11 protein-coding genes are annotated in these 18,875 nt (G+C 68.5%); 5 read left to right on the top strand and 6 right to left on the bottom strand.

The genetic code is table 11. From position 1 onward, the window contains the following. Window positions 1-57: 57 nt before the first annotated feature. The 6 genes from Spa11_RS19960 to Spa11_RS19935 form a co-directional block, all read right to left on the bottom strand. A complete protein-coding gene (locus Spa11_RS19960) occupies window positions 58-882 on the bottom strand; it encodes an ExeA family protein (protein WP_145116035.1) in 825 nt (274 codons plus the stop codon). Between the two features lie 30 nt (window positions 883-912). Further along, complete coding sequence (locus tag Spa11_RS19955) at window positions 913-1,740, bottom strand: P-loop NTPase family protein (protein WP_145116032.1); 828 nt, start codon at window positions 1,738-1,740, stop codon at window positions 913-915. Further along, entirely contained in the window at window positions 1,737-2,624 is an 888-nt protein-coding gene (locus tag Spa11_RS19950) for a hypothetical protein (protein ID WP_145116029.1), read from the bottom strand. The genes Spa11_RS19955 and Spa11_RS19950 overlap by 4 nt, the downstream gene beginning before the upstream one ends. Before the next feature lie 214 nt (window positions 2,625-2,838). Then, the gene (locus Spa11_RS19945; RefSeq protein ID WP_145116027.1) at window positions 2,839-7,731 is read right to left on the bottom strand and encodes an Lhr family helicase; all 4,893 of its coding nucleotides are present in this window, start codon (window positions 7,729-7,731) and stop codon (window positions 2,839-2,841) included. Window positions 7,732-7,778: 47 nt separating this feature from the next. Further along, the gene (locus Spa11_RS19940) at window positions 7,779-8,030 is read right to left on the bottom strand and encodes a DUF3253 domain-containing protein (protein WP_145116024.1); all 252 of its coding nucleotides are present in this window, start codon (window positions 8,028-8,030) and stop codon (window positions 7,779-7,781) included. Between the two features lie 4 nt (window positions 8,031-8,034). Further along, entirely contained in the window at window positions 8,035-8,877 is an 843-nt protein-coding gene (locus Spa11_RS19935) for an Fpg/Nei family DNA glycosylase (protein WP_145116019.1), read from the bottom strand. Between the two features lie 171 nt (window positions 8,878-9,048). On the opposite strand from Spa11_RS19935, the gene Spa11_RS19930 reads away from it, so the two are divergent. The 5 genes from Spa11_RS19930 to Spa11_RS19910 all read left to right on the top strand — a co-directional run bounded on the left by Spa11_RS19930 (window position 9,049) and on the right by Spa11_RS19910 (window position 18,595). Further along, window positions 9,049-9,681 (top strand): sigma-70 family RNA polymerase sigma factor, encoded by a 633-nt coding sequence (locus Spa11_RS19930; protein WP_145116016.1) that lies wholly within the window; start codon window positions 9,049-9,051, stop codon window positions 9,679-9,681. Further along, on the top strand, window positions 9,678-12,488 hold the full coding sequence (locus Spa11_RS19925) for a serine/threonine-protein kinase (protein ID WP_145116011.1): 2,811 nt from the start codon (window positions 9,678-9,680) through the stop codon (window positions 12,486-12,488). The genes Spa11_RS19930 and Spa11_RS19925 overlap by 4 nt, the downstream gene beginning before the upstream one ends. Continuing rightward, window positions 12,485-13,966, top strand: a complete 1,482-nt coding sequence (locus Spa11_RS19920; protein WP_145116006.1) for a hypothetical protein — start codon at window positions 12,485-12,487, stop codon at window positions 13,964-13,966. The genes Spa11_RS19925 and Spa11_RS19920 overlap by 4 nt, the downstream gene beginning before the upstream one ends. 82 nt (window positions 13,967-14,048) lie before the next feature. Next, window positions 14,049-17,015 carry a PSD1 and planctomycete cytochrome C domain-containing protein gene (locus Spa11_RS19915; RefSeq protein WP_145116003.1) on the top strand — a complete coding sequence of 989 codons (2,967 nt, stop codon included), beginning with the start codon at window positions 14,049-14,051 and terminating at the stop codon, window positions 17,013-17,015. Between the two features lie 107 nt (window positions 17,016-17,122). Beyond that, window positions 17,123-18,595 carry a DUF1501 domain-containing protein gene (locus Spa11_RS19910; protein ID WP_145115998.1) on the top strand — a complete coding sequence of 491 codons (1,473 nt, stop codon included), beginning with the start codon at window positions 17,123-17,125 and terminating at the stop codon, window positions 18,593-18,595. The last annotated feature ends 280 nt before the right edge of the window (window positions 18,596-18,875 follow it).

Below are 18,875 nucleotides of genomic sequence, written 5' to 3'. Positions count from 1 at the left end.
ACCGCAGGAGAGTCGGCTACGACTTCATGCCACGAGTTACGGTCCGCCCAGCGGACCCTACGTCCCCACCGCCACTAATTCGCGGTGCACGGCGTTGAGTTCGACGGGCCCCACTTGGGGCTTCTGCTCGGCGAAGCCGACCACCAACGCCAAGTCACACAGCCGGTCGATGCGGCGGGCGTAGCCTCCGGTCAGCACGTGCAGCTGACGCAGTGCCTCGGCGCTAAACAGGTCGCGCGTCGCGCCGGCGGCCGTCAGGCGATGGCGGACGTACGCGGCGGTCTCGTCGGCGGTGAAAGCGCGGAGCAGTGTTTTTACGTCGAGCCGTTCATCGAGCGTCGGCTTCCGTGAGACAGCCGACAGCAGGCCCATCTGGCCCACCAAGAGCAGCGTGAACGCCGCTGAGGAGCCGCTGCGGAAGTTCGTGATCAGCCGCAGGGTTTCGAGCGCGCCGCAGTCTTCGAGCAGGTGGGCCTCGTCGATGACGACCAGCTGCCGCTCGCCCGAGCCGGCGTTCGCCTTGGCGAGCGCTTCGAGGCGGCGGACCGATTCTTCGATCGTCCCGGTCGGCGAGGTCGAGACGGCCGGCGCGCCGAGGCGTTCGGCGAGGTAAGCCAACAGGTCGCGGCTCGACATCTCGGGGAAGACAACGTGCGCGAGCCGCACACCGTCCGCTTCGAGCGCAGCCGCCAGGCGGTTCACCAACAGCGTCTTACCGACGCCGCTGGGGCCCGCGAGCGCCGCGGCGGCTCGGCCCTGCCGCACCGCGTAGAGCAGCTTCGACAGCGCGCCTTCGTGCGCCTCGCCCGGGAAGTAGAACGCCCCGTCGGCGCTCCCCGGGTCGAACGGCATCGCGGCGAGTTGCCAGTAATCCAGGTACATAGTGGAACCGGTGGTCCGACGCGCGAGGCGTCAGGCGAAGGGAGCAAAGGTCTCGACGACCCCGGCGATATCCAGAGCGGCGAGCTCGGCTTGCGCGGCGGCGATCGCTCGCTCGTCGAACGGCGTCGTGTCGGCGAGCAGCGTCTGCACGCCGGAGTCCCGCAGCGACGCGGCGCTGTGAGGGCCGCCCGCGTCGATGAGCACCAGCTCGTGCGACGCCGCTAGCCGCGCGCAAGCGTCAGCGACGGAGGTCGTGGTCGCACTTGAGCCGAGGGCGATGACCGACAGCTGGTCCTCGCGGCTATGGATGGCGAGGTCATCGATCGAAGCCGCCCGCGGCTGGGCGCCCCGACGGACGCCGAGTTGCGACGCAGCGCCATCGGCGGTGAGATCAAGGATCGCGGTCGAGCCACCGACGCTGCCGACGACGCGGGCCAGGGCGAGGAGCAGCGTCGTGGCGCCGACGCTGGGCTTGGCGCCTACGATCGCGACCTGGGGCGCCGCCTCGGGCTTACGGTGTGCGAGGGTCGAGAGCAACTCGACGAGTCCTTCACGCCCGGCGTGGGCGAGCTGCTGCGCGACCGCGGGCCAGCTCAGCGTCTCAACTTCGAGCGCGGCGGCAAACGGACCGTTTGCCGCAGGCGCGGAGGTCGGCGCCGCCGGCGCGAGCGCGGGCGTGCGGCGTCGCGCCAGGTGCTGCGACAGCGGCGCGGCCTGCTTCGTGGCGATCGGCTTGGCGGCGATCGATTTAGCGGCGGGGGGCGTCGCCGGCGCGGCGAAATGCGGCCCGCCGAGCGCCGGCGCCGTGGCGTTGGCTTTCTGCAGAGCGGCGATGAACGCGCGGTCGGTGCTGGTCATCGGGTCGTTGTCGGCGGGTAGGCGGGGACTTCGGCGACTTCGACGTGGTTATCATCCGCCGGGAGGACTTGGCCCGTGAGTTTCGCGCCAGCGGGTCCACGCCATGCCGAAGCGGGGCCCGCGGCCGAGGCGATCGGCGTCGTGGTGGTCGCCATCGACGTCGAGGGCGTCGCGCTGGACGGCGCGTCGATGGGACGCAGATCGCCGGCGGGCTGTGTCGCGACAGACGTGGGCCACGACGAAGCAGTGCTATTCGCCGACGAACCAAAGACGCTCGCCGAGACCAGCGAGTCGTCGGCGCCATCGGTCGAGACTTGCGGCGCGACGTTCACGTCGGAAGTCGTCTTCGTGCCCCCGCGCAGGAGCACGACCGTCAGGCCCATCGCGGCGATCACCGCGGCGAGCACGATGACGCGCGAATAAGGAACGATCGCCGATTCGAGGTTCAGCAGCCACGAAGCCCAGGGGTCATCGACGACGACCTCGGCGGTCGGCTGCGCTGCCAGTTGAGCGGTTGCGATGGGCGCCGGTGAAGGCCGGCTGGCGGCGGGCTCTTCGTCGTCGAAGGACGTCGGGGACACCGTATCGATGCGGAGCGTCGCCGCGGGATTGGTCGGCGACGGGCGGCGCTCGACTGGGCTCACGCCGATTGCCGAACCCGCCATGGCTAGATCGGCGCCCGACTCGCCGAGGTGCACGCCATGCAAGGGCGACTCGGCGGCGTCGAAGCGCTGGATCGGCTTCGGACGCGTCGGCGTCGAAGTCGGCGCGACGCGCGGCAGCTTCGCTAGCAGCGACGGACGCGGGGCGGCCGGCGCGGGGGCGGGCTCAGCCGCGTTGTCCCCGAGGGAGAACGTGTCGAACGTAACGTACGGGTCGGTCATGGCTCGGTCCCGATCCTCGGGAGACAGAAGGCGCAGGGGCGCCGCAGGCGACGCGTCCTATCCCTCTGTGATCGGGTCCGGTTGGCGAGACCTTGAGGATTGCTCCAACAGCGAGGGCGATGGCGGCGCCGCTAGCAGCGCAAATGTGAGCCGTCGGCGCTAGCCGCGGGTGGCGCCACGGAACGGTACACAACCCGCGGCTAGCGCCGACGGCTCAAGACGATTTGGGCTTCGCGCCGTAGGGGACGCGCTTCGTTCCCGCCATGAACTCGCTGCGGCAGAGCATGCCGCGGGTGGTGGCGACGAAGCCGGCCTTTGCTAGCACCGGCGCGAGCGGCGAGGCGATCGCCGAACCGCCATCGATTTTGGTGAGCAGGATGGAACGCTGCTCTCGCGCGCGGGCGGCGAGGGCTTTGGCGAGTTGCAGCGCTTGGTACCCGCGGTCGGGCTCGGCTTCGGCGAGGAACGTCGTGAGTGACTGGCCCGTCTTGTTGAGGTAACCGAGCGCCTGCCCGTCGCAGAGCACGACCCGGCAACCGGCGGCGCGCTGGGGTTTGCCGGCTTCGTCGCCGCCGGGCGGCGGGGGCCACGGGAGGGCGACGCCGTACGGGTTGGCCGGGTCGGTCGCGGCTAGCACGAAGGTCGGCGGCTCGTCTTCGCGCGGGCGCGAACGCAAGAGTTCATCGGCGCCCGGCGCGGCGAACTGGGCGCCCCCTTGCCCATCGACGAAGTAACCGCGGCGCACCTTGCCCGCTTCCTCCATCGCCTTGAGCACGGGGTAAACGGCGGAGAAGCCCCCTTCGATTTGCTCGCGGGCGATCTGGTCGCGCGTCAGCACGCCGTGGCGTTCGACGAGCTGTGCGGCGAGGGCGGCGAGACGCTCGGTCGAAGTGACGCCGCCGTGGAAGCGGGCGAGCAGTGACCAGCGCCCGTCGGCGCCGGGGATGCGTTGCCGCCGACGCGAACGGAAGCCGGTGCGCCCACGCTTGGAGTTGGCGCCGACGACTTCCTTGGACGCGCTCGCCGATTGAGCAACCAGCGCCCGAAGCGGCGCTAGCGTGTCGTTGGTCACTTCGCCGCGCCACACGAGGCGCCACAACGCCGCGAGCACGTCATTGGGGAACTCTTTGGTCGCGCGGGCGATCTCGTCGAAGAAGAGCGCCCCACGCTCGGCGAGCAATTCGCGCACCTTGCGTTCGAGGGCGTCTTCGGTGTCGTCGGCGGGAATTGGAAGTCTGCCAAGCAGAGCGTACTGATCCGTCAGGTAGAGCGCGATGCGGCCGTCGCTCTGCCCGAGGCTATCGACGCCTTGCCAGACGATCTCGCCGGCGAGGAAGAGCTCGTCGAGCAACCCCGCGCGGTACTCCTTGACGCGGCTCGGCAGAACCTCGCGCTCGAGGTCACTCGCTGGGAGCGGCGCGCCTTGGAGTTGTTCGATCGCGTCGAGGACGCCGTCGAGCCCCTTGCGCGGCTGCGTGACGCCTTGCCACACGGGGAGGAACCGCGCGAGCGCCTCGGGCGGGACGGCTTCGACCTCCTTGCGGAGCTTGGCGAGCGATCGGCGTTTGATGGTGCGGAGCACCGTGGCGTCGCACCACTCACGGCCGCGACGGCCGGGGACAAACTCGCCTTCGACGACGCGGCCGACGTCACGCAAGCGTTCGAGCGCCGCCCGGACTACAGCCTCGCCGAGGCCGAGTCGCCGGGCCACGTCGGCGGCGGAGAACGGCGCGTGCGTTCTTGCGTAGCGCGACACGAGATCGCCGACGGGATCGGCGACACGTTCCAGAAACGCCCCGGGCAGACCAGCGGGCGGGTTGACGCCAAGGGCGTCGCGGAGACGGGCTGCGTCTTCGCTGGCGGCGTAGCGCGCTTCGCCGGCGATCCGCACCGCGATAATGCGGCGGGTGTCGTTTAGCTCGGCGAGCCACGTCTCGAGGTCGCTACGCGTCACCGCTTCGTGGTCGCAGCGCGCCCAGAGCTCGTCGGCCGTCAGGTCGCCGAGCGAGAGTAGTAGGTCGTGCACCGCGTCGATGTGGCGGCAGTAGGGGTCGGCGAGCTTTTGGAGTTCGAGCCCGAGCTGATCGATGGTGTCGCCGTCGAGCAGCTCACGCAGCTCGGCGCCGCCCAAGAGCTCACGCAACTGGGCGTGGTCGAGCGCGAGCGCGGCCGCGCGGCGTTCGGCGAGTGGCGCGTCGCCTTCGTAAATAAAATTGCCGACGTAGTTGAAGAGCAGCGACGACGCGAAGGGCGACGGCTGTTGCGACTCGACGGTCTCGACCCGCACGACCCGCCTCTCAACGTCGCGCAGCAGCGATACGAGCCCCGGCAGGTCAAACACGTCACGCAGGCATTCGCGGTACGTCTCGAGCAGGATCGGGAAGCTGGGGTAACGCGACGCTACGGCGAGCAGGTCGGCCGACTTGCGGCGCTGCATCCAGAGCGGCTGCCGTTTGCCGGGCTGTTGCTTGGGCAGCAGCAGCGCGCGGGCGGCGTTCTCTCGGAATCTCGCGGCGAACATCGCCGTCGAGCCGAGCTGCGACGTGACGCGGTCCTCGACCTCATCGGCGCGCGGCAGGAAGAGCTCAGTCGGCGGCGGCTGGGGCGATTCGGGCAAACGAAAGATCATGCCGTCGTCGGTCCAGCTGTAATCGACCTCGCCGAGTTCTTCTTCGCGTAGCCGCGCGGCGACGGCGATGGCCCACGGCGCGTGGACCCGCGCGCCGAAGGGGGAGAGGATGCAGATGCGCCAGTCGCCGATCTCGTCGAGAAACGCCTCGATGATGATCGAGCGGTCGGTCGGCGGCTCGCCGGTGGCGTCGGCCTGGTCTTGCAAGTAGCGGACGAGATGCGTCGCCGCTTCGTTATCGAGCGCGTGCTTAGCGACGAGGCGGTCGGTCGCCGCGTCGTCACCGTCCTTGCGGAGCGTCTGCGTCAGTTCACGGGCGAGCTCGCCGATCGCCTTGCCGAACTCGAGCGGCCGTCCTGGGCCCTCGCCGCGCCAGAAGGGCATCTTGCCCGGCTCGCCCGGCGCCGGCGCCACGAGGACGCGGTCCTTGGTGATTTCGAGGACGCGCCAACTGCTCGCGCCGAGCAAGAAGATGTCGCCGGGGTGGGTCTCAAAAACCATCTCCTCGTCGAGTTCGCCGACGCGGCTGCCGCCCGTGCCGCCCGGGCCGTCGCCGACGAGGAACACACCATACAAACCGCGATCAGGAATCGTGCCGCCGTTGAGGATCGCGAGCCGCTGCGCGCCCTTGCGCGGCGACACCGTTCCACCGAGACGGTCCCAAGTGAGCCGCGGGCGCAGCTCGGCGAACTCGTCGGAGGGGTAACGGCCCGAGAGCAAGTCGAGCACGCCTTCGAATGACGTGCGTGGTAGATCGGCGTACGGCGCGGCGCCGCGGACCGTGCAGTAGAGTTCGTCGACTCCCGTGCCGTCCTCATCGACCATCGCGACGAGTTGTTGGGCCAGCAAGTCGAGCGGGTTGCGTGGGTAAAAGGTCTCTTCGACATGTCCTTTGAGCATCCGTCCCGTTGCGCCGGCGCAGGCTAGAAGGTCGCCGCGGTACTTAGGGAAGATGACGCCGCTCGATAGGAGGTTCACGCCGCGGCCGCTGCGGCCGATGCGCTGGATGCCCGAAGCGATGGTCGGCGGGGCTTCGATCTGGATCACGAGATCCACCGCGCCCATGTCGATGCCGAGTTCCAAGGAACTCGTCGCAACAATCGCCGGTAGCGCGCCGCGTTTGAGACGGTCCTCGATGTCGGCCCGGGCTTCTTTGGAGATGCTGCCGTGGTGAGCGAGGCAGATTTCTACGGGCGAGAAATGTTCGGGCGTCGCGCCGTTCTCGACGGCTTCGGCGTGCTTCGCTTGGAGTTCTTCGTTCGCCAACTCGTTGATCGCCGACGCCAGGCGTTCGGCGAGTCGCCGGCTGTTGACGAAGATCATCGTCGAGCGGTGCGCGCGGATCAGCTCCAAGAGCCGCGGGTGGATCGCGGGCCAGATGCTCGGCGCCGAAGGCGCCATCGCCGCGCCGTCGAATCGTGGCGGGTCGCGGGGCGGTTCGCCATTCGGACTAGCGCCGTTCAGGTTGGCGGCCATACTCGGCCAAGCGTCGTCGGCGCCGCCGACGCTGCCACCCAGTTGCTCGTACTTCGGCGCGAGTTGCTTCGCCATCTCTTCGACGGGCATCTCGACGCGCAGCTCGAAACGCTTCGGCTCGGTGGCGTCGACGATCCGCACCGGCCGCGGGCGGACGGGCTCGTCGGGGTTGGTCGTCGCTTCGGCGCCGCCGAGGAGGCGGGCGATCTCGTCGAGCGGGCGTTGCGTGGCGGAGAGGCCGATGCGTTGGAGCGGTTGGTGCGCTTCCTCCCCCGACTTGTGTCGGGGGCTCTCAAGGCGGCGTAAGCGTTCTAATCGCTCAAGCGTTAGGAAGAGGTGGACGCCGCGCTTGGTGGGGACCATCACGTGGATCTCGTCGATGATGACGGTCTCCACGCTGGTGAGGATCTCGCGCGCCTTGCCCGTGAGCATCAGGTAGAGCGACTCGGGCGTCGTAATCAATACGTCGGGGGGATCGCGGAGGATGCGGGCCCGTTCGCGTTGGTCGGTGTCGCCGGTGCGGATGGCGACGGTGGGCTCGTGGTAGTCGGCGCCCAAGCGACCCGCAACGGCGCGCATGCCGGCGATCGGGGCGCGGAGGTTGCGGTCGATATCGACGCCGAGCGCTTTGAGGGGCGAGATGTAGAGGACGCGGACGCCGCGCTTCGGCTTCGTCTTGTTGTGGGAGGCGTCTCCAGACGCGGATTTCGCGCTGCGTCGTCGGACGGAATGGAGCGCGTTATCGGCGTCGGAGGCGCCTCCTGCAGATGAATTGCTGCTCGCCCGTGGAGTGAACATCAACCGATCGAGCGCCGCCAAGAACGCCGCGAGCGTTTTGCCCGAGCCCGTCGGCGCGAGCAGCAGCGTGCTCTCGCCCGACGCGATCGCCGGCCAAGCGAGTTGCTGGGCGCGGGTCGGCGCGGGGAAGGCCTCGGCGAACCACGTGCGGGTCGGCTCGTGGAACGCGGCGAAGGGGTCGGCGGGTGATTGGGTGTTCACCATCGGCTTCTAAGGGACACCGCGACACGGCTTTGCACAAGCGGGTAAGTCTATTCCCGCGGCAGCCGCAGGCGCACGGGTCCCCGCGCCGAAGTGATATCGATGACCTGGCCACGCTGTGTCACTTCGATTCGTCCCTGGCTTGCAAGTTGGGCCGCGACGGCTCTGGTGGCTTCCATGAGTCGCCGCCAATTGTCGGGGCGGACTTGGCGAGCGGGCTCGGAGGGACAGATGGTCTTGCCAGGGACGCGCTGGCTGAGCAGCGACAGGATGGCCTCCTCGATCGACGCGCTTGTGTCCATGCCCTCACTCCTGGCAGTTCGAGCAGGCGAACACCTTCCTGCCCGCCATCGTCCAAGCGTCGATCCCGCCGCCGCAATCGGGGCAAGTGGGCTTCTTGTAGATTCGCAGCCGCTCGTCGCGCGTCATCCGACTGCGAGGTTTCCCGATCTCGGCAGGGTCGGCGATGATGATGCGATTGTGCTTCACGCCGATCCGCATCAACTCGATGAGTTTGTCCCAGAGGGCGTCGAACTCCTCGGGCTTGATTTGGTTGCCGGGACGGTTGGGATGGATGCCGAGGAGGTGGAGCGTCTCGCAGCGGTAGATGTTACCGACGCCCGCGATCACTTCTTGGTTCATGAGCAGCGCGCCGATCGACGTCTTGCTGCGCTGGATGCGGCGCCAAGCCAGGTCAGGATCGGCGTCGTCACGCAGAGTATCGGGCCCCAGCCGCTCGACGGCTCGTTGGTAACCGGCGGCGTCGAGTAGTTCGCACCGATTGGGGCCGTTGAGGTCGAAAGCCGCGGCGTCGCCCACAACCCGCAATCGCACAGCGCCGCGAGGTTCGGGCCAGGGGTCGGCGCCTTTGCGGTGGTGAAGGCGGAACTTGCCGTAGAGCCCCAAATGGAGGTGGAGGATGTCGCCCCGAGCTTTCGGGGGGTCGCCCGTTGGTGACCGTCTCTGCTTGGGCGTCCAGTGGTAGAAAATGTGCTTACCGACCGCTTCGACCCGGTCGAGCCGCCGCCCGGTTAGCCAGCTGGCGCCGTCGGCGAATCGCCCTTGAGGACTGGAAACCGCCAGCCGCTGCCCGGCGAACAGCTTGGTGTGGTCGCAGGCGACGCGGTGCAGGGTATGGCCTTCGGGCATCGGCAAGGGGGCCCGCGGGGGCCGTTTGGGAGATTCGTCCGCTTCCTAACAGCATTGCAAGCAACGACTTAACGGCAACCGGAGAAACCCGTCACGGAAATCCGCGTGACGAGTAAACTGGAAGCCGGCCTTTACCCACTGGAGCCTGTGTCTTCCTGAACGAAGCTACTCATGACGAGCACTTCTGGATCCCTCGCCGCTGACCTGTTAGCCGACGCCCGGCGGGGCTCGGAGACGTCGCTCGGTAAGCTCATGCAGCTGCATGCCAGCTACCTGAAGCTCGTGGTCGCGTCGCAGCTCGACGATCGGCTGCGGGCGCGGGTGAGTTCGTCGGACGTCGTGCAGGAGACCTTCTACGAAGCCCACCGTGACTTTCCCGCTTTCCGCGGCGCTACCCCCGAGGAGTTCTTGGGCTGGCTGCGGCGGATCCTCATGAACAACCTGCTGCGGGCGGTCGAGCTGCATCTGAAGGCCGCGAAGCGCGACGTCCGGCGTGAGGTTTCGATCGACCGCGCCCAAGGGCCGGGGGATCGGTCGGTCGCGGCGATCGCTTCGCAGCTGCCTCATGTCGGGGATTCGCCGTCGGCGTCGATCCAGCGGCGCGAGAACGCCGACGCGTTGGGGCACATGCTCAACTCGCTGCCGGACGATTACCGTGAGGTGATCCGCCTTCGGCATCAGGAGGGACTCGACTTTTCCGAGATCGGCGATCGGATGGGCCGTTCGTCCGGCGCGGTGCGGATGCTCTGGCTGCGGGGCATCAAGCGGCTGCGCGGCCTGCTCGACGAGGGGTCGGAGGGATGAAGACCGATCATTTACGATTCGATGACGCGACGCGTTCGTTCGCCGCTGCGCCTGCCGAAGTAGGACTCGCGGAGGTCTCGGACAGCGATCAACGGCTGATCGCCGTCCTCGACGAGTACGCCGCCGCGCTGCAGCGTGGCGACGCGGATTCGCCCGAAGAGTTTGCGAAGCATTACCGCGACTGTGGCGACGAACTCGTCGGCTACCTGGACGGGGTCCGCGCGATTCATGCCGCGGTCGAGTCGGCCCGCGACCGTGAGGGGGACCTCACCGGGCCCGTTCGAAACGGCGTCGCGATCGATGGCGGCGGCAAGAGCGCGTCCGATCCCGCCGGCGATCGCCCGCCGCGTTCGATCGGCGACTACTACATCGTCCGCGAAGTCGGCCGCGGGGGCATGGGCGTTGTCTACGAGGCCCAGGAGCAATCGCTGCGCCGCCGCGTGGCGCTGAAGGTGCTGCCGTTCGCCGCGGTGCTCGACCAGCGGCAGATCTCGCGCTTCCGCAACGAGGCGCAAGCCGCCGCCGGATTGCACCACACGAACATCGTGCCGGTGTTCGCGATCGGGCAGGAGCGGGGCGTCCACTACTACGCGATGCAGTACATCGAGGGGCAGACCCTCGCCCAGGCGATCGCCGAGTTGCGGCGTCAGGTGGGGGCGGGCTCGTCGCCCGACGCCACGACCGCGCCGGAAGGGACGCTCTCGGCGTTGACGCCGCTGCCGATGAGCGTCGCGCCGAGCGAAGCGCCGCCGACGCTGGGGCAAGACCCGGCGTCGCCGTCGTTCTTCCTCGCCGCCGCGCGACTCGCCGCCGACGCGGCCGACGCGTTGCAGCACGCGCACGACCTGGGCGTGGTGCACCGCGACATCAAGCCCTCGAACCTGCTGTTGGACGAACGGGGCAAGGTGTGGGTCGCCGACTTCGGCCTGGCGCGGATGCAGACGGACCTCGGCGTCACCGCGACGGGCGACGTGGTCGGCACGCTGCGCTACATGAGCCCCGAGCAGGCCCGCGGCCGCGCGGATCAAGTCGATGGCCGCACCGACGTCTACGCGCTCGGCGCCTCGCTTTACGAACTGCTCACGTTGCAGCATGCGTGCCCTGGCGAAGACCGCGTACGGCTGCTGGAGAGCCTCGAGCGCGACGACCCGATCTTGCCACGGCGGCACAACTCGGCCATCCCGGTCGATCTCGAAAACATCGTGATGCGGGCGATGGAGAAAGACCGCGACACACGCTACGCGTCGGCCGGCGAGCTCCGCGACGACCTGCTGCGATTCCTCGACGGCCGGCCGACGATCGCGCGCCCGCCAAGCGTGGCCGACCGTGTCGGCAAGTGGATGCGTCGGCGTCGCAAGATGGTGGCGATTGCCGCGGCGGCGATGAGCGTCGTGGCGGTGGTCTCGACCATTAGCGCCGTGCTCGTTGCGGTGGCGCTCGAAGAGTCGGAGATACACCGCGCGCATGCGGAGCGCAACTACGAGCACGCCTTCGGGGTGCTTAAGCACTTCAGCGGGAACTTTAGCGACCAGCTCGCTTCGATACCCGGCGCCGAGCAGGTCCGGCAAGAAGCGCTTGAATACACCCTCGAGCACTTCCATTACTTCTTGGAGGAATGGGGAGGCGATCCCCGGTTGGGGGTGGCTGTCGCCGAGACTCGCGTCCACGCCGCCGTGGCGGCGGAAGGGCTCGGCGATTTCGCCGAAGCCCGACGGCAATACGACGAGGCGGTCGTGTTGTTGGAGGCCTTGATCGCCGACCGGCCCAACGACGCCCAAGCGACAAACTGGCTCGCGCGTTGCCTGACCAACCGCGGCCTGCTCCTTTCGCAACAGGGCGACAACGAAGCCGCCGAAGCCGAGTTGCGTCGGGCGGTCGATCTGCGGCGCAGCTTGCTCAACGAATCGCCGAACGACCCGGCGTTGATGGCCGACTTGGCGGCGGCGCTTTCGGACGCGGCGACGGTCGCGAAATCCGATGTCGCCACGGCGCGACGCGGTCTGGAAGACGCGATCGAGCTGCTGGGCGTCGCGCGTCGCGTCGATCCGAAAAACACCGGGCACACCCGACGGCTCGCCGTCGCGCACAACTCGCTGGCGACGCTCTTGCGGCAAGCCGACCCGGACCGCGCCGCTCAAGAGTGTGACCGGGCCGTCGAGAAGCTGTCGGCTTTGGTCAAGGACCATCCCAGAAACGACATCTATCGCGCCGACCTGGCGCTAGCGCTAGGCAACCGCGGCGCGCTCGCCGCCGATCGGGGGCAGTGGGCCAACGCGTCGGACGCGTACCGCGACGCCGCGGCGGAGTTGGCGCTGCTCGTCGAGCATTCGCCGCTCGTGCCGCGGCACCGCAGCGAACTGGCCGTCGCCCTGGCGAGCGAAGGCGCGTCGCTAGCGCGGCTCGGCAAACGCCACCGGTCCGACGCGGCGTTCGATCGGGCGCAGCTTGAACTAGAAGCGATGGTGCAGGCGTTCCCCTCGACGGACCGCTATACTCGGAGCCTCGCGGCGCTGTGGAACAACCGCGGCGTCGTCCTGCGGGACAGCGGGCGGCTCGACGAGGCGGCGGACGCGTTCGCCCAGTCGGTGCGTCTGGAAGAAGAGCGGATCGCTAAGTCGGACGAGCCCGGACCGACGCTGCTGGCGATGCTGTACGCCAATCAGGTTCAGTTGTTGGGACGGATGGGCCAGGTGGAAGACGCCGCCCGCGTCCAAACCAAACGCGAAGTCTTTCTTGATCAATCGTCATCGGTGAATAAACATACGTCCACGCCGGCGGTAGCGTCCGGCAAGGAAGGCGCCCTATGACGCACCCCCGTTCGCCCCACTACCGCGCGCTGCGCTTCGAGCGCAACGAAGACCGCCGGTTGCTCAGCGCGACGACGGCGTCGACGCCCGAGGCGCCGGCGGAGGAGACGTTCACCTACCTGCCGATCGCTTCGACGGGCTGGTTGAAGTTGGACTCGGATTCGCAGTTGCCGGCGATCGACTTCTCGACGTCTGGCGTCACCAATGTCGTCACGCGCGGCGATGCTCAATTCACGCTGAGCGGTTCCCTCGTGCTGGGCGGCTTGAACGCCACGACGGAGTCCTTCCGGGGCGACCCGACTTCGGTGCGATTGTCGGCCGATAGCGCCGTGGACCGGGCCGGGCTGACCGTCGTTTGGGGCGGGATTCACCAAAGCCAAGTTGCGACGCCGCTGCTCAGCGGAGACGCCGCCGGCGACTTCGTGAACTTGGACCCGGCGCTGACCGAAGCGATTCTCGCCACCTTGCCCGACCGCGAGCTGACGACGGCGGATCAACGCTCGGCGTTCGCCGAAGCGCTGCAACGCTTGCTGAACAAGAGCGAGGCGTTCGTCGGCAACGGCCGTCCCAACACGGATGGCTGGATCGGCGACGAGTTTGATACCTACCACGGCGACGGTGACGGCGTCACGGACACGGACCTGGGTTCGTGGTCGCAGACCGACTCCAACACCGGGCCGGCGACGCCGACGCTCGAGGGATCGTTGACGCGCGGCGACGAAGGCGACGCCAACGGTTCGCCCTACAAGTTCAACCAAGAAGCCGACGGCCTCGGCGGCGGGTCGCGGCTGTTGTCGAAGCTGCGTGAATGGTTCCGCGACGAGGCCGCCCAGGCGGCGACCGAAAGCCTCGACAGCCAGACGGTGCGGTCCCGCACGGCGGCCGCCCCGCTGGAACGGGTTACGGCGACGCCCGCCCCCGCCGCGGGAGTCGAGGCGCCCGGCGCCGGGATGATCGACTTGGCGGCCCTCCTGCTGCCTGCCGGGGCGGAAGAGGCGCCTTCGGTCGCCCTCGCCGCGTCGAGCCGTCCAGCGGACACCGGCGACATGGTCTCGGCCCGCGACGCCGCTCTGGCGGTCGAGTCGTGGGTGCGGACGCTGCCGGTCCCCGCCGAGCCGGACGGGGTCTTCGAAACGATCGCCCCCCCGGTCCGGGAGTCGGCCGTGGGGGTGCGGGACGAGGCGCCGGTGAAGCCGGAACTGCCGCGAACCCAGGCCGTGAAGGACCGGGGTTCGGCCGCGATTGAGACGCCGCGCGACGGAGGTCACCAGACCCCCCTCAGAGGCTCTGAGAGGCACGTAGAGCGGCTCGAAGAGGGGGAGGCGACATCTAGGTCACCTTACGTCGCCGCGTGGCTTACGACGCTCCTAGGCGGCGCCGTGGTGTGGGCCAACCGCCGCGGGGGGCGGAGGGGGGCTGCCGATTGCATCGAGACCCCCCGGCGCGATTTAAGCCGGGGTGGCCATTCCGAGGCGTGAGTCAGCGGCGGATCGTGTAAAATGGGTGGGATGGCGTGGGACGAGTCCCCCCGCCGCCTCCCCCTTGTCCGCCCGCTAGGCCATGCCCCTCTCGACCCGACCGGCCGTCGCCTGCGCTGTCGCGGCTGCGCTAGGGGTCTTCGTGGCGGTGGGCTTCAGTGCGGCAGACGAGCCGCGGCCAGAACCCGCAGTCCCCGTCGCCTCTAACGACCCCATCAGCTTCAACAAAGAGGTGCGGCCGATCTTCGTGCAGCACTGCCTAGCGTGCCACGGCGGCGTGAAGCAGGCCGCGGGGCTGTCGCTGGTGACGCGCGAAAAGGCCCTGGCGCCGACCGACTCGACCGACGCGGTGATCGTGCCGGGCGAGGTCGAGGCGTCGTACTTGATCGATCGTGTCGCCGATCCTGACGACGAGATGCGGATGCCGCCGGCCGAGCACGGGCGGCGGCTGAGCGACGACGAGGTCGCGACGTTGCGCCGTTGGGTTGCGGAGGGCGCGAAGTGGGAGGCGCCTTGGGCGTTCCGCGCGCCGGAGCGCGTTGCGGCGCTGCCGGGGGCTGCCGCCACCGACTGGGGCCGCAGGCGTATTGATGCTTTTGTTTTGGCGAAGCTTGAGAACGAGGGGCTGGAGCCTGCCATCGAGGCCGACCGCGCGCAATGGTTGCGACGCGTTTCGTTCGACCTCGTTGGGCTGCCGCCAATCGAGGCGGAACGCGTCGCGTTCGAGAGCGACTTGGCGCCGGGGGCGTATGAGCGTGCCGTCGATCGGCTGCTTGCCTCGCCGCACTTCGGCGAGCGCTGGGCGAGCGTGTGGCTCGACCTCGCGCGCTACGCCGACACGATGGGCTACGAACGCGACCCGCACCGCGACATCTGGCCGTGGCGCGACTGGGTCGTGGGCGCGTTCAACGCGGACCTGCCTTACAACGAGTTCCTGCTCAAGCAGACGGCGGGCGACTTGCTCGACCAGGCGACGATCGCCGACCGGCTCGCTACCGCGCTGCACCGCAACACCCAAACGAACGTCGAGGGCGGGACCGATGACGAAGAGTTCCGCTGGGCGGCGGTAGTCGATCGCGTCGATACGACCTGGCAGGGCGTCCTCGGCATGACAATGGGCTGCGCCCGTTGCCACGATCATCCCTACGACCCGCTCTGGCAATCGGACTACTACCGCTTCGCCGCGTTCTTCAACTCGACGCGCGACGCCGACCTCACCGAGGACTGGCCGGAACTCGCCGTGCCGAGCGACCCGACACGTTACGACGAAGCCGCCGCGATCGACGCCGAGCTATCGAGCGTCCGCCAGCAGGTCTACGAGCTCGGGCGGAACGCCGCGCAGCGCGAGGGCGTGTGGCGTCCGCTATCGATCGAGAAGGCGGCTTCGACCGGCGAGACGCAGCTCGAAGTTCGCGCTAGTGACAATCGACCCGAGATCGTCGCGGTGGGAACGGTGACGGACCGCTCGATTCATACGATCGAGTGCGCCGCCCCGGCGGCGCCGATCGCCGCGCTGCGGATCGACGTGACGCCGCTCGACCCGGCCGCCGCGCTGAAGCTGCCCGAGTATGGCTTCATCCTGTCTCGGCTGCGTGTGCTGATCGATCGCGCGGACAATGCGGACGAAGGAACGCAGAAGGTCAGCGCGACAACGGAACCCAGCGCCGACGAAGCGACCAAGACGCCCGAGGAAGAGTTGCTCTTCGTCGAAGTCCTTGCCGACGAGGCCGAGGGGTTCTTCAGCCCCCTGGAGTCGATCAACGACAGCACGGGGGGTTGGGGCGCCTACACACGGATGCGCAAACCGCGGTGGGCGGTGTTTGTGCTCGACAAACCGGTGACGCTCGGCGAGGGGGACCGCCTGCGCGTCGAGCTCAAGCACGACATGGCCATCGACGGCCAGGGGCCGCTGGTGATGCAGCGTTTCCGGCTTGCAACGACCGACAACGCCACCGTCGCCGCGTTGGCGAGCGACCAGGCGTTGCGGAAGCTACGCGAACGGGAGCTCGAACTCGTCACCCAGCGGAAGGCGATCCCCTCGACGGCCGCGCCTGTGCTTGTCGAACAAGCCGACGCGTTCCGTCGCAAGAGTTTTATGCTCGACCGCGGCGCATGGCTGTCGCCGACCGAGGAGGTGAAGCCGGCCGTCCCCGAGGAGCTACCGGGCAAGGCCGGCGACCGCCTTGCCCTCGCGCAATGGATGGGTTCGAGCGACAACCCGTTGACGGCGCGGGTGATGGTCAATCGGGTTTGGGCCGAGTTGTTCGGCGCCGGCATCGTCGAGACGCTCGACGACTTCGGTTCGAGCGGCGCCGAGCCCTCGCACCCCGACTTGCTCGACGACTTGGCGGCGCGGTTCCGTGACGAGATGGGCTGGCGCATCAAGCCGCTGCTGCGTGAGCTGGTGCTGTCGGCGACTTACCGCCAAGACTCGCGCATAACGGCGGAGTTGGCGCAACGCGACTCGACCAACCGACTGCTCGCCCGCGGGCCGCGCGGTCGGCTGCGGGCCGAGATGGTGCGTGACCAGGCGCTGGTGCTCTCGGGGCGCTTCAACGCCAAACTCGGCGGCGCCCCGGTGATGCCATTCCAGCCCGAGGGCGTTTGGCGGAGCGTCTACAACAACCAGACCTGGGAGACGGAGAAGAGCGACGAGCGGTTCCGCCGAGCGCTCTATACTTACTGGAAGCGGACCGCGGCGTACCCGAGCCTGGTGGCGTTCGACGCCCCGTCGCGCGACCAATGCACGGCCCGCCGGCCGACAACGAACACGCCGCTGCAAGCGCTGGTGACGCTCAACGACCCGGCGTACGTCGAGCTTGCCGAAGGGCTTGCGGACAGGATGCTCGCGCGCCCCGCCGCGTCGCCTGCCGAGCGGATCGCTTGGGCCGCGGAAGAAGCGGCGGGGCGGGCGTTGCCGAAGGAGAGCGTTGACGAATTGGTGAAACTCTACGAAGAGTCGCTGGCGCGCGAAGGCGCGGATGAACGCTTCGCGCTGACGGTCGTGGCGAACGTGGTGCTGAACCTCGACGCGGTGTTAACGAAGTAAACTTGATCCAACTCCCTGGGCTTACGCCGCGGGGCTCGCATGAAGAATCTTCGGTGGGTCACGACCCACCCTACAAATCCCCGAGGCGTACGCCACGGGAGGAACGCATGAATCCGCTCCAGCACCTCCACCGCCTGAACGCCGAGCGCGTTACGCGTCGCCACTTCCTCGCCGGAGGGATGGCGGGCTTGGGGGCGTTGTGGTTGGGCGCGGAGCGGGCGCAGGCTTCGTCGCAAGCGATCACGATCGACCCGTCGCAGCCCTGGGCGCCGCGCGAGCCGCACTTCGCGGCGAAGGCGAAGCGGGTCATCTACCTGCACATGGCGGGGGCGCCGAGCCAGTTCGAGTTGTTCGACCACAAGCCCGAGCTGAAGAAGCTCGACGGGCAGAAGTGCCCGACAGAACTTCTCGCCGGGCAGCGCTTCGCGTTCCTGCGCGGCGAGCCGGTTCTGCTCGGGCCGCAGTTCCCGTTCGAGCAGTGCGGCGAGTCGGCGCAGTGGGTCAGCGATCGGCTGCCCGAGTTCAAGAAGTCGGTGGACCGCGTCACGTTCATCCGCACGATGACGACCGACCAGTTCAACCACGCGCCGGCACAGCTCCTCGTGCACACCGGCTCGCCGCGCTCGGGGAGCGCGTCGATCGGCTCGTGGGTGACGTACGGCCTGGGGAGCGAGAACCAAAACCTGCCGGGCTTTGTCGTGTTGCTCTCGGGCGGGAAGAACCCCGACGTGGGCCAGGCGGGGTGGGGGAGCGGCTACCTGCCGAGCGTCTACCAGGGCGTGCAGTGCCGCAGCCACGGCGACCCCGTGCTGTTTTTGTCGAACCCCGATGGCGTCGACGCCGATCTACGTCGCCGCACGATTGAGGCGATCAATCGCGTCAACCAAACCACGCACGACGAGTGGGGCGATCCCGAGACGCTGACCCGCATCGCGCAGTACGAGATGGCGTGCCGGATGCAGCTCGAGGCGTCCGACGCGATGAGCCTCACCAGCGAGTCGCCGGCGACGATCGAGGCCTACGGCGCCGAGCCCGGCAAGGAGAGCTTCGCCAATAACTGCCTCCTCGCACGGCGGCTCGCCGAGCGCGGCGTGCGGTTCGTGCAGCTCTTCGATTGGGGTTGGGACACGCACGGCACCAGCGAGGACGGCTCGATCGACATGGGCCTGACGAAGAAGGCCCGCCAAGTCGACAAGCCAGTGCATGCGCTGCTCACCGACTTAGAAGAGCGTGGCTTGCTCGACGAGACGCTTGTCGTCTGGGGCGGCGAGTTCGGCCGCACGCCGATGCGTGAGAACCGCGGCGGGCAAGAGATGGCTTTCCTCGGCCGCGACCACCACGCCAAGACGTTCACGATCTGGCTCGCCGGCGGCGGCGTGAAGCGCGGGCACTCGCACGGCGAGACCGACCCGATCGGCTTCGGTCCGACGACGCGCCCCGTCGAGGTGCGCGACCTGCACGCAACGATGCTGAAGCTGCTGGGCTTCGACCACGAGAAGCTCATCTACCCGCTCCGAGGGCTCGATCAGAAGTTGACGGGCGTCGAGCCGGCCCGCGTTGTTGACGACCTCATTGCATAAAGATTCGCGCCTTGGCGTGAGTCCTTGTTTATCAAGTTGTGTATTGCTCTTAACGTAGTCTTAGCGCGACCTTGCGCAGCGATGGTTGCACACGTGGCGAGTGTCGCGTAGGGTCGCTGTCGCTTGAGATGCGGCGCCGATAGGCGCCCTTGTGGGAGGGGTCTCCAGACCCCGATTACGCGCACCATTCCGTGTGCGGCTAAGAGGCCGTAATCGGCGTCGGGAGACGCCTCCTACCGTTGATGCGGCGCGGCTTCTGACAGACAGCAACCCTCGGAAC

The organism is Botrimarina mediterranea, from assembly GCF_007753265.1.
In the GTDB taxonomy this organism is placed as follows: Bacteria; Planctomycetota; Planctomycetia; order Pirellulales; family Lacipirellulaceae; genus Botrimarina; species Botrimarina mediterranea.
This window is presented reverse-complemented; position numbering and strand designations above follow the sequence as displayed.

Bases quoted from the DNA above. Each gene is read 5' to 3' on its own strand.
- Spa11_RS19960 (WP_145116035.1), bottom strand. From the start codon at position 882: ATGTACCTGGATTACTGGCAACTCGCCGCGATGCCGTTCGACCCGGGG.
- Spa11_RS19955 (WP_145116032.1), bottom strand. From the start codon at position 1,740: ATGACCAGCACCGACCGCGCGTTCATCGCCGCTCTGCAGAAAGCCAAC.
- Spa11_RS19950 (WP_145116029.1), bottom strand. From the start codon at position 2,624: ATGACCGACCCGTACGTTACGTTCGACACGTTCTCCCTCGGGGACAAC.
- Spa11_RS19945 (WP_145116027.1), bottom strand. From the start codon at position 7,731: ATGGTGAACACCCAATCACCCGCCGACCCCTTCGCCGCGTTCCACGAG.
- Spa11_RS19940 (WP_145116024.1), bottom strand. From the start codon at position 8,030: ATGGACACAAGCGCGTCGATCGAGGAGGCCATCCTGTCGCTGCTCAGC.
- Spa11_RS19935 (WP_145116019.1), bottom strand. From the start codon at position 8,877: ATGCCCGAAGGCCATACCCTGCACCGCGTCGCCTGCGACCACACCAAG.
- Spa11_RS19930 (WP_145116016.1), top strand. From the start codon at position 9,049: ATGACGAGCACTTCTGGATCCCTCGCCGCTGACCTGTTAGCCGACGCC.
- Spa11_RS19925 (WP_145116011.1), top strand. From the start codon at position 9,678: ATGAAGACCGATCATTTACGATTCGATGACGCGACGCGTTCGTTCGCC.
- Spa11_RS19920 (WP_145116006.1), top strand. From the start codon at position 12,485: ATGACGCACCCCCGTTCGCCCCACTACCGCGCGCTGCGCTTCGAGCGC.
- Spa11_RS19915 (WP_145116003.1), top strand. From the start codon at position 14,049: ATGCCCCTCTCGACCCGACCGGCCGTCGCCTGCGCTGTCGCGGCTGCG.
- Spa11_RS19910 (WP_145115998.1), top strand. From the start codon at position 17,123: ATGAATCCGCTCCAGCACCTCCACCGCCTGAACGCCGAGCGCGTTACG.